This window comes from Afipia clevelandensis ATCC 49720 (genome assembly GCF_000336555.1).
Classification (GTDB): Bacteria; Pseudomonadota; Alphaproteobacteria; order Rhizobiales; family Xanthobacteraceae; genus Afipia; species Afipia clevelandensis.
The window spans coordinates 4,029,406-4,042,582 of record NZ_KB375281.1 but is presented as its reverse complement, the minus strand read 5'-3'; the positions used below and the strand labels follow the sequence as shown (position 1 = coordinate 4,042,582).

Genomic DNA, 13,177 nt, shown 5'->3' with positions numbered 1-13,177 from the left:
CGCCCGCGACACCGCCTCCATTGCCAACCGCGCGCGCGCCGTACACCGGGCCGCTTGAAGAAGCACTCGCGGAGACGCCCGCAGCATCTGTTGCAGCCAAGCCCGGCTTTGAGGAGCGCATCGGCACCCGCTGGGTGGTGTGGGTCGGCGGCCTGACCCTCGCGCTCGGCGGCGTTTTCCTGGTCAAGTATTCTATCGAAGCCGGCCTGCTCGGCCCCAAGACGCGCGTGCTGCTCGGCGGACTGTTCGCGCTGGCGCTGCTCGCGGTCGGCGAAGTCGCGCGCCGCAAGGAGAGCCTCTCCTCCATCGCGCCACTGCCGATGGCGAACATTCCCGCGATCCTGACCGCCGCCGGAACGGCGGTGGCATTCGCCACGGTCTATGCCGCCTACGCGCTGTATGGCTTCCTGACGCCACCCGTCGCCTTCGTCCTGCTCGGTGCGGTCGCGCTCGGCACGCTCGCTGCCGCGCTGCTGCACGGCCCGGCCCTCGCAGGCCTCGGCGTGGTCGGCGCGTTCGTCACGCCGGTGCTGGTCTCATCCGACAAGCCCGATTACTGGGCGCTGTACATCTACATCGCCATCGTCACCGCCGCCGCTTTCGCTCTGGCGCGTATCCGGCTGTGGCGCTGGCTTGCGGTCACGACCATCGTGTTCGGCGCGGCATGGATGCTGCTCGACATCGTCAAGCCGGAGACGCTCGGCCCGCACGCCTTCGACATCATTGTCAGCTTTACGCTTGCAGCGGTGATGGTCGTCGCCGGATTCATGTTCGGTCCCTCGGCGGAACAGGGCCGGGTCGAACCGGTTTCGTCATTCTCGCTGGCCGTGTTTCTTGCAGGCGCCGGACTGCTGGTTTTGCACAACAACCATGCCGACCCGGCGATGATCGTGTTCGCATTGCTGGTGGCGGCGACCTTCGCCATCGCCTGGCGCGCGGAGAGCGCCGTCGGCACCATCGGCGCGGCCGCGCTGTTCGTCTTCGTGGTGTTCGCCGAATGGGCGATCCGCGCCAATCCCGAACTCACCGTCATGCCCGGCGGCGCGATGCCCGGCATCGGCACCCGCGCCGATGAAGGCTCGATCAGCATGCATCTCATCGCAGCGGCCGGTTTCGGTGTTGCGTTCGGCGCGGCGGGCTTCTTCGCGCAGGGCCGCTCGGTCAGCGCGATCATTCCGGTGATCTGGGCGGCCGCCGGCGTGTTCACACCGCTGGCGCTGCTGGTGGCGCTCTATGCGCGCATTGCGCATCTGGATCGTTCGATCCCGTTTGCAATCATCGCTATTGCAGTGGCGGCTGCCTTCGCCGCTGCCACCGAACTTCTGACCAAGCGCGATACGCGTCCCGGCCAGATGATCGCGACGGCCTTGTACGCGACCGGCACGCTCGCCGCGCTGGCGCTGGCCTTTACTTTCGCGCTTGAAAAAGGCTGGCTCACCATCGCGCTGGCGCTGATGTCGCTTGGCACGGCATGGATTTCCATGAAGCGGCCGATTCCGTTTCTGCGCGCGCTCGCCGCCATTCTCGCCGGCATCGTGGTGCTGCGGATCGGTCACGAACCGCGCATCGTCGGCAGCGACCTTGGCACCACGCCGATCTTCAACTGGCTTCTGCTCGGCTACGGCATTCCCGCGGCCTCGTTCTGGCTCGGCGCGCACTTCCTGCGCAAGCGCGGCGACGATGGCCCCCTGCGCGGCCTGGAAGCCGCCGCGATCCTGTTTACGGTGCTGCTCGCCTTCACCGAGATCCGCCACTACATCAACAATGGCAACATCTACAGCCGGTCGTCGGATTTGATCGAGATCGGCCTGCAAGTCTGTGTTGCGCTCGCCATGGCGATCGGACTGGAACGGCTGTGCATCCGCACGGGCAGCGTCATCCACAATCTCGGCGCGCTGCTGCTGACATGGTTCGCAGGTCTCGCAATCCTGTTCGGGCTGTTCTTCATCGCCAACCCGGCGATCTGGAGGATCGAGATCGCCGGCACGATCTTCAATCCGCTGCTCCTCGGCTATGCGATGCCCGCGGTCCTCGCGCTGCTGCTGTCCTATGCCGTGGCGGGCCGCCGCGCCGCAGCCTATGCCAACACTATCGCCGCCGGCGCACTGGTGCTCGCGCTCGCCTGGATCACGCTGGAGATCAGGCGCCTCTATCACGGGCCTTATCTGAACGGCAGCACGACCTTCGACGTCGAACAGTACACCTACTCGGTGGCATGGCTGGTGTTCGGCGTGGTGCTGCTCGGCATCGGATTGCTGCTGCCGTCGCAGCGCGCACGCCTCGCATCGGCGGTGATGATCGGCGTGACCGTGCTCAAGGTGTTCCTGATCGACATGTCGAATCTGACCGGCGCCTACCGCGCGTTCTCGTTCATCGGTCTCGGCCTCGTGCTGGTCGCGATCGGATGGCTGTATCAGCGCATCCTGTTCAGGCAAACGAAAACGCCGCCGGAGCAACCGGCGGCGTGATGTATCCAACCGTCATTGCGAGCGAAGCGAAGCAATCCACTCTTAGGAAAAACTGGATTGCTTCGTCGCTGCGCTCCTCGCAATGACGAAGTTTCTCTGAGTTATTCGCTCGCTGAACGGCGCAGTTCCAGCGCCGGTTCGCTCCGCACGGCGGCGGCGCGCGGTGTGGCGTCGGCAGACTGGGTCACGCCCGGCGCGCGCAGCGAGCGCGGACGCGAAATCGAACGGGCGAGATGGACACGCGCGTTGCCGTGCTTGTGGAAGTCGCAATAGGCGAAGCCCATGCCCGACACTGCGCCGCGGAAGCTGACATTGCTGGTCTTGTCGAGATTGAAGCACGGCTCGAACGGAATGCCCTTGATCGAGGCGCAAATCTGCTGGCCGCGAACCTGAAGCGTATTGCTCGGCAACCGCATGTGGCGGCTTTCGCCGGCACCGCCGAACTGCACTGCACCGGCGGCGGCACCATCATAAGTGATCTTGCCGACACCCTTGGTGCCGTCGAAACAGGTGAAGGCGAACATCTTGTTTGCAACGAACCTGCGCGCTTCGTCCGCATTCATGTTTTCTGCAAGGACAGGCGCTGCAAACGATCCGGCGAGCACGGCTCCAAGAACGAGGCGGGCGAGCATGCGGGCTACTCCAACTGACTGACTGCGGGTTCAAACAACCGGCCGGGCGAAATCGCCCGGCGGTTTACGCCTTAACCCGGTGATTACCATACCAACCATGGCAACATTGGCGCATCATGGTTGGTAAAGTCTGAACGTCCTCAGGAAATTCGCACCACCGTGCGGCCGCGAAGCTGGCCGGCGAGAACTTTCGACGCTGCGTCGAAAACCTCGTCGAGGCCGATTTCCTTAGTCATTTCAGCAAGTTTTTCGTGGTCCAGATCCTTCGCAAGGCGCGCCCAGGCGGCCTTGCGCGGCTCGATCGGGCACATCACCGAGTCGATGCCCAAAAGGCACACTCCGCGCAAAATGAACGGCGCAACCGACGACGGCAGGTCCATACCGCCCGCCAGACCGCAGGCCGCGATGGCTCCGCCGTATTGCGTCATCGACAGCAGGTTCGCCAGCGTGGTGGAGCCGACGCTGTCGACGCCGCCCGCCCAGCGTTCCTTGCCGAGCATTTTCGCCGGACCGGAGAGTTCGTTGCGGTCGATCACCTCGGCGGCACCGAGGCCACGCAGATAATCCGTCTCCGCCGCGCGGCCGGTCGAGGCGATGACATGGAAGCCGAGCTTGGCGAGAATCGCCACCGCCACCGAACCGACACCGCCGGCCGCGCCGGTGACAACGACCGGGCCGCTCTTCGGCGTGAGGCCATGCTTCTCCAGCGCCATCACCGACAGCATCGCGGTGAAACCGGCTGTGCCGATGGCCATGGCCTGACGCGCGGTCATGCCGTCCGGCAGACGCACCAGCCAGTCGCCCTTGACGCGGACTTTCTCCGCGTAAGCGCCGAGATGCGTTTCGCCGAGACCCCAGCCGGTGGAGACAACCTTGTCGCCCTTCTTCCACGCAGGATGCGACGACTCCAGAACCGTGCCCGCGAAATCAATACCCGCGATCATCGGGAAACGGCGTACCACCGGCGACTTGCCCGTGATGGCGAGGCCGTCCTTGTAGTTCACCGTGGACCACTCGACCGCGACAGTGACATCGCCGTCCATCAGTTCGGCGTCGTCGAACTGCGCCAGCGCCGCCGTGGTGCCTTTGTCGGCCTTCTCGATCCTGACTGCCTTGAAGGTTGCCAAACCCACTCTCCCTTTTCTTGTGCGTTGAAAATCCGGCCCCCTGATTGGCCGCTCCGGTTGGCTTTGCCAAGCCCTCTCCGGCTCTCCTCCGTTGGAGGCGATGCATTTCCGCTATGCGGGAATTTTCCAAAACGGCTCTGGCGAGGCTGGGATCGAGGTGCTATATTTGTTTTGCTCGATTTGAGTATAATTAGGATACCCTGTCGAGCAGAGGAAACCCGAGTTTGGAACGCCGGCCCAAAAGGCCGGATTTCTCAGAACCTATATATGCTCAGATTGAGCATATAGCGGCTTAGGAGGCGCTTATGCCCATCACCGGAATTTACGGTCCCGACGATTTCGGGAACCCCGTTCACCGCCCCGCCGAGGGTCTTATCCGCGCTCGCGTCACCGGCGCGGACCGCGCCCGGGCCTTGCCGATGCCGTCGCTGGAATGGACGCCCGAGGTCGAGCGCGCCACCGCGCATCTGTATGCGAAGGTGAAGAACGTCATTCCCGAGATCGAATGGCCGTTCATGGCGCCCTATGTGAAGGCGATCAACGACCTGAAGCAGGAACGCGACGCCGTCATCCTCGCGCACAACTACCAGACGCCGGAGATTTTCCACTGCGTGGCCGACATCGGCGGCGACTCGCTGCAGCTCGCGCGCGAGGCAACGAAAGTGAAGCAACAGGTCATCGTCCAGTGCGGCGTGCACTTCATGGCCGAGACCTCGAAGATATTGAACCCGGACAAGACCGTGCTGATCCCGGATTCGCGCGCCGGCTGTTCGCTGGCCTCCGCGATCACCGGTGCGGATGTGCGCCTGCTGCGCGAGAAATTTCCCGGCGTGCCGGTGGTCGCCTATGTCAACACCTCGGCAGACGTGAAGGCGGAGGTCGATATCTGCTGCACATCGTCCAACGCCGTGCAGGTGGTGGAGAGCCTGGGCGCCGACACGGTCATCATGTTGCCGGATCAATATCTGGCGAAATATGTCGCCTCGAAAACCAGTGTGAAGATCATCGCCTGGAAGGGTGCGTGCGAAGTGCACGAGCGCTTCACCGGCGACGAGTTGCGCACCTATCGTGAGGCCGACCCGTCGGTGCAAATCATCGCGCATCCGGAATGCCCGCCGGATGTGATCGCGGAAGCCGATTTCACCGGCTCGACTGCGCACATGATCGACTGGGTGCGTAAGCATCAGCCGAAGCGCATTGTCATGGTCACCGAATGCTCGATGGCGGACAACGTGCAGGCCGAACTGCCGCATGTCGAGTTCGTCAAGCCGTGCAACCTCTGCCCGCACATGAAGCGCATCACGCTGCCGAAGATTCTCGACAGCCTCCTCTATATGCGTGAGGAGGTCACGGTCGATCCGGCGATCATCGGCAATGCGCGCCGCTCGGTGGAGCGGATGATCAATCTGAAGAATTGAGCGGGCGCCGCGCTTCTTTCACCTCTCCCCTCGGGGGAGAGGTCGGCACGCGCAGCGTGACGGGTGAGGGGGTTCGGTGCTCATGTTTACTCATGGACCCCCCTCACCCCAACCCTCTCCCCGCCGGGGAGAGGGAGCCCATCGTGCAAGCAGGTAGAGCAGCATGACGAAATCACTTCTCCATGAACTCTCTGCCGCCCCCTCCGACATCCTCATCGTTGGCGGCGGACTTGCGGGCCTGTTCTGCGCGCTCAAACTCGCGCCCCGCCCCGTTACGGTGATTTCCGCCGCCCCGCTCGGCGAAGGCGCATCGAGTGCATGGGCACAGGGCGGCATCGCGGCCGCGGTCGGCGAAGGCGATACACCCGAGGCCCATGCAGCCGATACCATCGCCGTGGGCGGCGGCATCGTGGATGACGACGTCGCGCTCGGCCTCGCGCGTGAAGCCCCCGCGCGCATCCGCGATCTTCTGCACTATGGCGTGCCGTTCGACCGCGATCTCGAAGGCAAGCTCGCCGTCGGGCGCGAAGCGGCGCATTCCGCCCGGCGCATTGTCCATGTACAGGGCGATATGGCGGGCAAGGCCATCATCGCCGCGCTGGTCGCAGCGGTGCGCAACACACCCTCGATCCGCGTCATCGAAGGCTATGCCGCCGAAGCATTGCTCACCGAAGGCGATGCCGTCACCTGCCTGCAGCTGCGCAAGGCCGATGACCCCGCGGCCGCACCGGTCGTCATCCCGTCGCGCGCCATTGTTCTTGCCACCGGCGGCATCGGGCATCTCTATGCGGTGACGACCAATCCGGCGGAGGCCAGCGGCATCGGCCTTGCCCTCGCGGCGCGCGCGGGCGCGATCATCGCCGATCCCGAGTTTGTGCAGTTTCATCCCACCGCGCTCAATGTCGGACGCGATCCCGCGCCGCTGGCGACCGAGGCGCTGCGCGGCGAAGGCGCGATCCTGATCAACGGCAAGGGCGAGCGCTTCATGCTGGCGCACGATCCGCTGGCCGAACTTGCCCCGCGCGACATCGTCGCGCGCGGCGTGTTCGCCGAAGTCGCGTCGGGGCGCGGCGCATTTCTCGATGCGACGAAGGCGCTCGGCGCAAACTTCGCGGCAAAATTCCCGACGGTGTATGCAAGCTGCATCGCGGCAGGCATTGATCCTGCGAAGCAACCGATTCCGGTTGCGCCCGCCGCGCACTATCACATGGGCGGCATTGCCGTAGATCGCCACGGCCGCACATCGCTGAAAGGCTTGTGGGCCGGTGGCGAAGTCTCATCCACCGGCGCGCATGGCGCCAACCGCCTCGCGTCCAACTCGCTGCTGGAAGCCGTGGTCTATGCCGCGCGGATTGCCGACGATATTAACGGGCAGACGATCATGTGCGCTTCTGCCGCTACATCGCTGCAAACTCGCCCCAATGCCGCAATGCCACCGCTGCGCGAGACCAATCTGCGCGCGATGATGGGTTCCTATGTCGGCGTGATCCGCGATGGCGAAGGCCTTGCGGAGGCAATCCGTACCTTCGCGGTCATCGAGCAGACCACGGGCAACATCGCCCTGCGCAACATGGCGACCACGGCGCTGATTGTCGCCGCGTCGGCATGGGCGCGGCGGGAAAGCCGCGGCGCGCATTTCCGTTCGGACTGTCCGGCGGAAGACCCCGCGCAGCGGCGCCGCACCATGACCACCCTCGATGACGTGCGCAATATCGCCGCATCGCTGGTGGACACTCCATCTCTCAAACGTCATTCGGCAGGAGCCTGACCATGAGCATCAGCGATGTTCTCAACCCCGCGACCCTCATGCATCCGGATGCCTTTCTCTCGCCGCTCGCCATCGACGAGGCGGTGACGCGCGCATTGGCCGAGGACCTTGGCCGCGCCGGTGACGTCACATCGACGGCCACGATTCCTCCGGCGGCGCATGCGCATGCGGTTCTTGTCGCCCGGCAGGCGGGCGTGATCGCCGGACTGCCGCTGGCGGTGGCGGTGTTGCAGCGCCTGTCGCCCGACATCAACATTCAGGCCCATGTGCGCGACGGCAACGCCGTGGCCAAGGGTGTGCATGTGCTCACCATCTCCGGCCCTGCCCGCGCGGTGCTGGCGGGCGAGCGCACTGCGCTGAACTTTGTGGGGCGCATGTCCGGCATCGCGACCCTGACTTCGGACTACATCCGCCATGCGGGCGTGACGAAGATGCGCGTCTGCGACACCCGCAAGACCACGCCGGGCCTGCGCGCACTGGAAAAATATGCCGTGCGCTGCGGCGGTGGTTTCAATCACCGCTTCGGCCTCGACGACGTGATCCTGATCAAGGACAACCACATTGCGGTCGCAGGCGGTGTCAAGCCCGTGCTGGAACGGGCGCGGGCGCATGTCGGTCATCTGGTCAAGATCGAGATCGAGGTTGATACGCTGGATCAGTTGCGCGAAGTGCTGGCGACCGGCCTTGCCGATGTGGTGATGCTCGACAACATGGACATTCCGACGCTGCGCGAGGCGGTCGCCATTACCAATGGCCGCGTGGTGCTGGAAGTCTCCGGCGGCGTGACGCTGGCGTCGATTGGTGAAATCGCGAAAACCGGCGTGGATTATGTGTCGGCGGGGGCGCTGACGCATTCCGCGCCGAATTTCGATGTCGCGCTGGATATTGATGCGTGATGGCATCCCTCCCCCTTGTGGGGAGGGATAAACGCAGGCGTCGATTCGCTAGCGACTACTTCCCGCCCGACATCTCAGCCGAACTCTTGGCTGCTTCGGCGAGCTTGGCGGAAATCTTGGCCGTCTCTTCGGGCGACCCCCAGGTCGGCGCGTCCTTGCCATCGCCCCAGGCGCGCGGACGATAGAAGGTATGTACGCCGTATTTGTACATCTTCTTCATCTCGTTCACCCATGACGGCCGTACCCAGTAGGCATGGTAGTGCGTGGACTTGCCGACTTCCGGCAGCCACAGGCGGCCGTCGAGGGATTCCTTGGCGATCTTCTTCGCGCGCTCCCACATGTCCGGCTCCTTCACCACATCGCGAATGCCGTCGCAGGCGAAGGTGAACTGGCAGGACAGATGACGGTGCGAATTCTGATAGACCACGCCGCACACCGTGGTCGGATAGTAGCCGGAGAAGGCGCGGTTCAGCACCACCTGCGCCACCGCGATCTGCCCGCGCACCGCTTCGCCACGCGCCTCGAAGTAGATCGCGTCGGTCAGGCACTTTTCGGACTTGGCGCGGGTCTTGGCATCGAGGCCGAGACGCTCCGCCGGGGTGCGCGGACGCTGGCTCTCGCCGGTGACTTCACCCTTGCTGGCGACGCTCTCACCGCCGGCTGACGGAAGCGACGATTCATCCGAAGGCCGCGCCGCGGCCGGCATCTTCATGTCGGGATCAAGACCGGGCATGACGATGACCGGCTCTTCGCCCGGCTGCCAGCGCTCAAGCGCGCCGCTTGAGACGCCGAGCGATGAATTTCCGAAATAGAGTGTCGCGGTCTGGAACGAGAAGCCGTCGCGATCCGGCGCGGTCTCCGCAGCGCTGTCGTTATGCGCGACCGGAGGTTTGGCGTTCAGCGGATGATCGGCCGGAATATCCTGCAGCGAGACCGACGGTTCATACTGCGGCAGGCGCGGCGCATTCAGCGCGGCTTCGAGTTCGGCATCGAGCGGCGCGGCACTGACCGGCGCGGCGTCCGCCGTCTTTGCGCCGCGGACCGAGGCGTTGGAGTTCGGCTGGTTTGGCTCCGGGCTTTGCGGCGCAGCCGCGGGCGCTGCGACCTCCGGTGTGTAAAGCGGAAGGCGGTCGCTCTTCGACGAGCGCACGACTTTCGGAAAATCGGATTTCTTCCAGGGGCGCAGAACCGGCCCGAGCGGATCGCGGCCAAGCGAGCCGGTGACGTCCACGCCCGCGCTGTCGAGACTGGCCAGCCGATAGGTTGGAGTGTCGCGGGTTTGCGTGCCGATCGGCCGGGGCAGATTGAACGAGGCCACCTGCAGCATGCGGCGCGAGGAGGCGAACATGTATTCCTGCCAGCGCTCGGCGACGCCAGGCTGACGCGCCAGCAGCGACGCGAGATCCTGGTAGCCGATTTCGGTCGGCGCCACTGTCAACAGACAGAGAAGAAAGCCGAAGGGCGCGAACCGCGCGCCCTTCGACCCGTTACGCAACACAGACATCGGATACGCTCACGCAACGAACGCTTATACACACGCAACCGGACGGCACATTCGGTACAATCCGATCAATTTCGTTGGTATCGAATTAAAGTTGCCGCGGGGTTAATCGCCGCGTCCGCCGCGCCACACGCAAGGACCAGCGGACAATCGCGCGATCACATCGAAAGCCTTGGTAAACAGGGCGTCCAGCAAGGTAGTAAACATCGCGTCAACAAAAGCGGTGAATGTAAAACAGACGCGGTTCCACGTTCTCGACGGGATGGCGCAACATTTCCGATGTCGTCCCCGCGCAGGCGGGGACCCATAACCATCGAACATTATGGTGGTCAAAGAAAGAGCGACACGAACATCGCGCGTAAGATTGATGGCCCAAGGTGTACGGGTCCCCGCCTGCGCGGGGACGACACCGTTATAATGCGATGGACATGCACCAACCAGCTTACGCCTGGCTGGCGGCCGCCTTGCCGAGCGCGGCCTGCGCCGCCGCAAGGCGCGCGATCGGCACGCGATAGGGCGAGCACGACACATAATCGAGGCCAACATCGTGGCAGAACGTCACCGAAGCCGGATCGCCGCCGTGTTCGCCGCAGATGCCCATCTTGAGATTCGGACGGGTCTTGCGGCCGCGCTGCACGCCGATCTTCACCAGTTCGCCGACGCCATCGCGGTCCACCGAGATGAACGGATCGATCTCGATGATGCCGCGCGACACGTAAGTACCAAGGAAGCTCGCGGCATCGTCGCGGCTGATACCAAACGCCGTCTGCGTCAGGTCGTTGGTGCCGAACGAGAAGAATTCGGCGGTCTTGGCAATATCGCCCGCCATCAGACAGGCACGCGGCAGTTCGATCATGGTGCCGGTCTGATAATCGAGCTTCACGCCGGTTTCCTTGGTCACCGCATTGGCGGTGGCGTCGATGCGCGCCTTGACCAGATCGAACTCCATCTTGGTCGCGATCAGCGGCACCATCACTTCAAGCCCGACCGGCTTGCCGGTGCGCTTGCCGGCTTCGACGGCCGCCTCGAAAATGGCGCGGGCCTGCATTTCGGCGATTTCCGGATAGGCGATCGCCAGACGGCAGCCGCGGAAACCGAGCATCGGGTTGAACTCGGAGAGTTCGCGCACACGATCCGCGATCTTGCGGGCGTCGGTGTTCATCGCGCGGGCGACTTCCTCGATCTCGCTCTGCGAGTGCGGCAGGAACTCATGCAGCGGCGGATCGAGCAGGCGGATGGTGACCGGCAGGCCCTTCATGATCTCGAACAGATCGACGAAGTCGGCGCGCTGCATCGGCAGCAGCTTCGCCAGTGCGGCCCGGCGCGAACCTTCATCCTCGGCGAGAATCATCTCGCGCACCGTGCGGATGCGGGTTTCCTCGAAGAACATGTGCTCGGTGCGGCACAGGCCGATGCCTTCGGTGCCGAACTTCAGCGCGGTGCGGGCATCCGCCGGCGTATCCGCATTGGTGCGGACCTTCAGCTTGCGGACCTGATCGGCCCAGCCCATCAGCGTGTTGAAGTCGCCGGACAGTTCCGGCTCGATCATAGGCATGCGCCCGGCCAGAACCTGACCGAGCGAGCCGTCGATGGTGATGACGTCGCCCGCCTTGAAGGTGCGATTGCCGATACTCATCATGCCGCGTCCGTAATCGACACGCACGGTGCCGCAACCGGAGACGCAGGGCTTGCCCATGCCGCGTGCGACCACCGCCGCATGCGAGGTCATGCCGCCGCGCGTGGTGAGGATGCCTTCGGCGGCGTGCATGCCGTGAATGTCTTCGGGCGAGGTCTCGACACGCACCAGAATGACCTTGCGGCCGTCGGCCTGCAGTTTGGCGGCTTCATCGGACGAGAACACGATTTCGCCCGCGGCTGCGCCCGGCGAGGCGGGAAGACCGGTGGCGATCACGTCGCGCTTGGCGACCGGATCAATGGTCGGATGCAGCAACTGGTCGAGCGAGGCAGGATCAATGCGGGTGATCGCGTCCTTCTTGGTGATCAGCCCTTCGTTGGCGAGATCGACCGCGATGCGCAGTGCGGCCTTGGCGGTCCGCTTGCCGTTGCGGGTCTGCAGCATCCACAGCTTGCCCTGCTCCACCGTGAATTCCATGTCCTGCATGTCACGGTAGTGCTTCTCCAACTGGGTGTAGATGCGCGTCAACTCCTTGAACGCATCCGGCATGGCGACTTCCATCGATGCCTTGTCGGAGCCGGATTCCTTGCGCGCGTGCTCGGTGATGTCCTGCGGCGTGCGGATGCCGGCCACCACGTCCTCGCCCTGCGCGTTGATCAGGAATTCGCCGTAAAGGCGCTTCTCGCCGGTGGACGGATTGCGCGTGAACGCAACACCGGTCGCCGAGGTGTCGCCCATGTTGCCGAACACCATGGACTGGATGTTGACGGCGGTGCCCCAAGACTCGGGGATATCGTGCAGGCGGCGGTAGGTCACCGCGCGCGCATTCATCCATGAGGAGAACACGGCGCCGATCGCGCCCCACAGCTGCGCATGCGGGTCCTGCGGAAAATCCTCGCCGGTTTCGCGCGCGACCGCGTCCTTGTAGCGGCCGACCAGATCGACCCAGTCGTCGGCGGTCAGTTCGGTGTCGAGCGAGTAGCCCTTGCTGTCCTTGTAGGTGTCGAGGATATCCTCGAAGTGATGATGCTCGAAGCCGAGCACCACATCCGAATACATGGTGATGAAGCGGCGATAGCTGTCATAGGCGAAGCGGCGGTCGCCGGAGAGATTGGCCAGCGCTTCGACCGTCGTGTCGTTGAGACCGAGATTGAGCACGGTGTCCATCATGCCCGGCATCGAGGCGCGGCCGCCGGAGCGCACCGAAACCAGCAGCGGGTTCTTCGCGTCGCCGAAGGTCTTGCCGGCGATCTTGCCGACGGTGACCAGCGCCTTCTCGACCTGCGCCTTCAGATCCTTCGGATAGGTTTTGCCGTTGGCATAGAAGTACGTGCAGACCGAGGTCGGAATGGTGAAGCCCGGAGGCACCGGCAATCCGAGGTTTGCCATCTCGGCGAGGTTCGCGCCCTTGCCGCCGAGCAGATCGCGCATGTTGGCTTTGCCCTCGGCGCGGCCGTCACCGAACGTATAGACCCACTTGCCGGCCTGAGCGGCCTGGGTCGTCTTCTTCGTAACCGGCGCGGGCTTCGCCGCCGCTTTCGCAGCAGGCTTGCTCGCGGGCTTCGCCACGGCCGACTTTTTGGCTGCAGGCTTCGCCTTCGCGGCGGGCTTCGATTTGGTTTTCGGAGAGGACTTTGCGGCGGATTTCTTCGATGAGGCTTTGGCCATGGCTTCCAGACGCTGCATGAGTGAAACGGCAGCGGCGTTACACCACGGCCGCCCGGCCGCGCG

8 protein-coding genes are annotated in these 13,177 nt (G+C 64.4%); 4 read left to right on the top strand and 4 right to left on the bottom strand.

Features of this window, described 5'->3' with window-relative positions:
* Positions 1-2,468 (top strand): DUF2339 domain-containing protein (locus tag HMPREF9696_RS19340; RefSeq protein ID WP_002714741.1); only part of this gene is annotated, 2,468 nt, incomplete at its 5' end.
* A gap of 101 nt (positions 2,469-2,569) precedes the next feature.
* On the opposite strand, the gene HMPREF9696_RS19335 is transcribed toward HMPREF9696_RS19340, so the two are convergent.
* Positions 2,570-3,100, bottom strand: a complete 531-nt coding sequence (locus HMPREF9696_RS19335) for a hypothetical protein (RefSeq protein ID WP_002714740.1) — start codon at positions 3,098-3,100, stop codon at positions 2,570-2,572.
* A 140-nt stretch (positions 3,101-3,240) separates the two neighbouring features.
* A complete protein-coding gene (gene acuI / locus HMPREF9696_RS19330; RefSeq protein ID WP_002714739.1) occupies positions 3,241-4,227 on the bottom strand; it encodes an acrylyl-CoA reductase (NADPH) in 987 nt (328 codons plus the stop codon).
* A gap of 305 nt (positions 4,228-4,532) precedes the next feature.
* Between acuI and nadA the strand changes: the two genes are divergently transcribed.
* From nadA to nadC, 3 genes are all read left to right on the top strand, one after another.
* Positions 4,533-5,645 (top strand): quinolinate synthase NadA, encoded by a 1,113-nt coding sequence (nadA, locus tag HMPREF9696_RS19325; protein WP_002714738.1) that lies wholly within the window; start codon positions 4,533-4,535, stop codon positions 5,643-5,645.
* A 163-nt stretch (positions 5,646-5,808) separates the two neighbouring features.
* Complete coding sequence (locus HMPREF9696_RS19320) at positions 5,809-7,413, top strand: L-aspartate oxidase (RefSeq protein ID WP_002714737.1); 1,605 nt, start codon at positions 5,809-5,811, stop codon at positions 7,411-7,413.
* Between the two features lie 2 nt (positions 7,414-7,415).
* The gene (gene nadC / locus HMPREF9696_RS19315) at positions 7,416-8,309 is read left to right on the top strand and encodes a carboxylating nicotinate-nucleotide diphosphorylase (protein ID WP_002714736.1); all 894 of its coding nucleotides are present in this window, start codon (positions 7,416-7,418) and stop codon (positions 8,307-8,309) included.
* Positions 8,310-8,364: 55 nt separating this feature from the next.
* On the opposite strand, the gene HMPREF9696_RS19310 is transcribed toward nadC, so the two are convergent.
* On the bottom strand, positions 8,365-9,813 hold the full coding sequence (locus HMPREF9696_RS19310) for a cell wall hydrolase (RefSeq protein WP_002714735.1): 1,449 nt from the start codon (positions 9,811-9,813) through the stop codon (positions 8,365-8,367).
* 439 nt (positions 9,814-10,252) lie between these two features.
* The gene (ppdK, locus tag HMPREF9696_RS19305; protein ID WP_002714734.1) at positions 10,253-13,132 is read right to left on the bottom strand and encodes a pyruvate, phosphate dikinase; all 2,880 of its coding nucleotides are present in this window, start codon (positions 13,130-13,132) and stop codon (positions 10,253-10,255) included.
* Positions 13,133-13,177 lie beyond the last annotated feature (45 nt).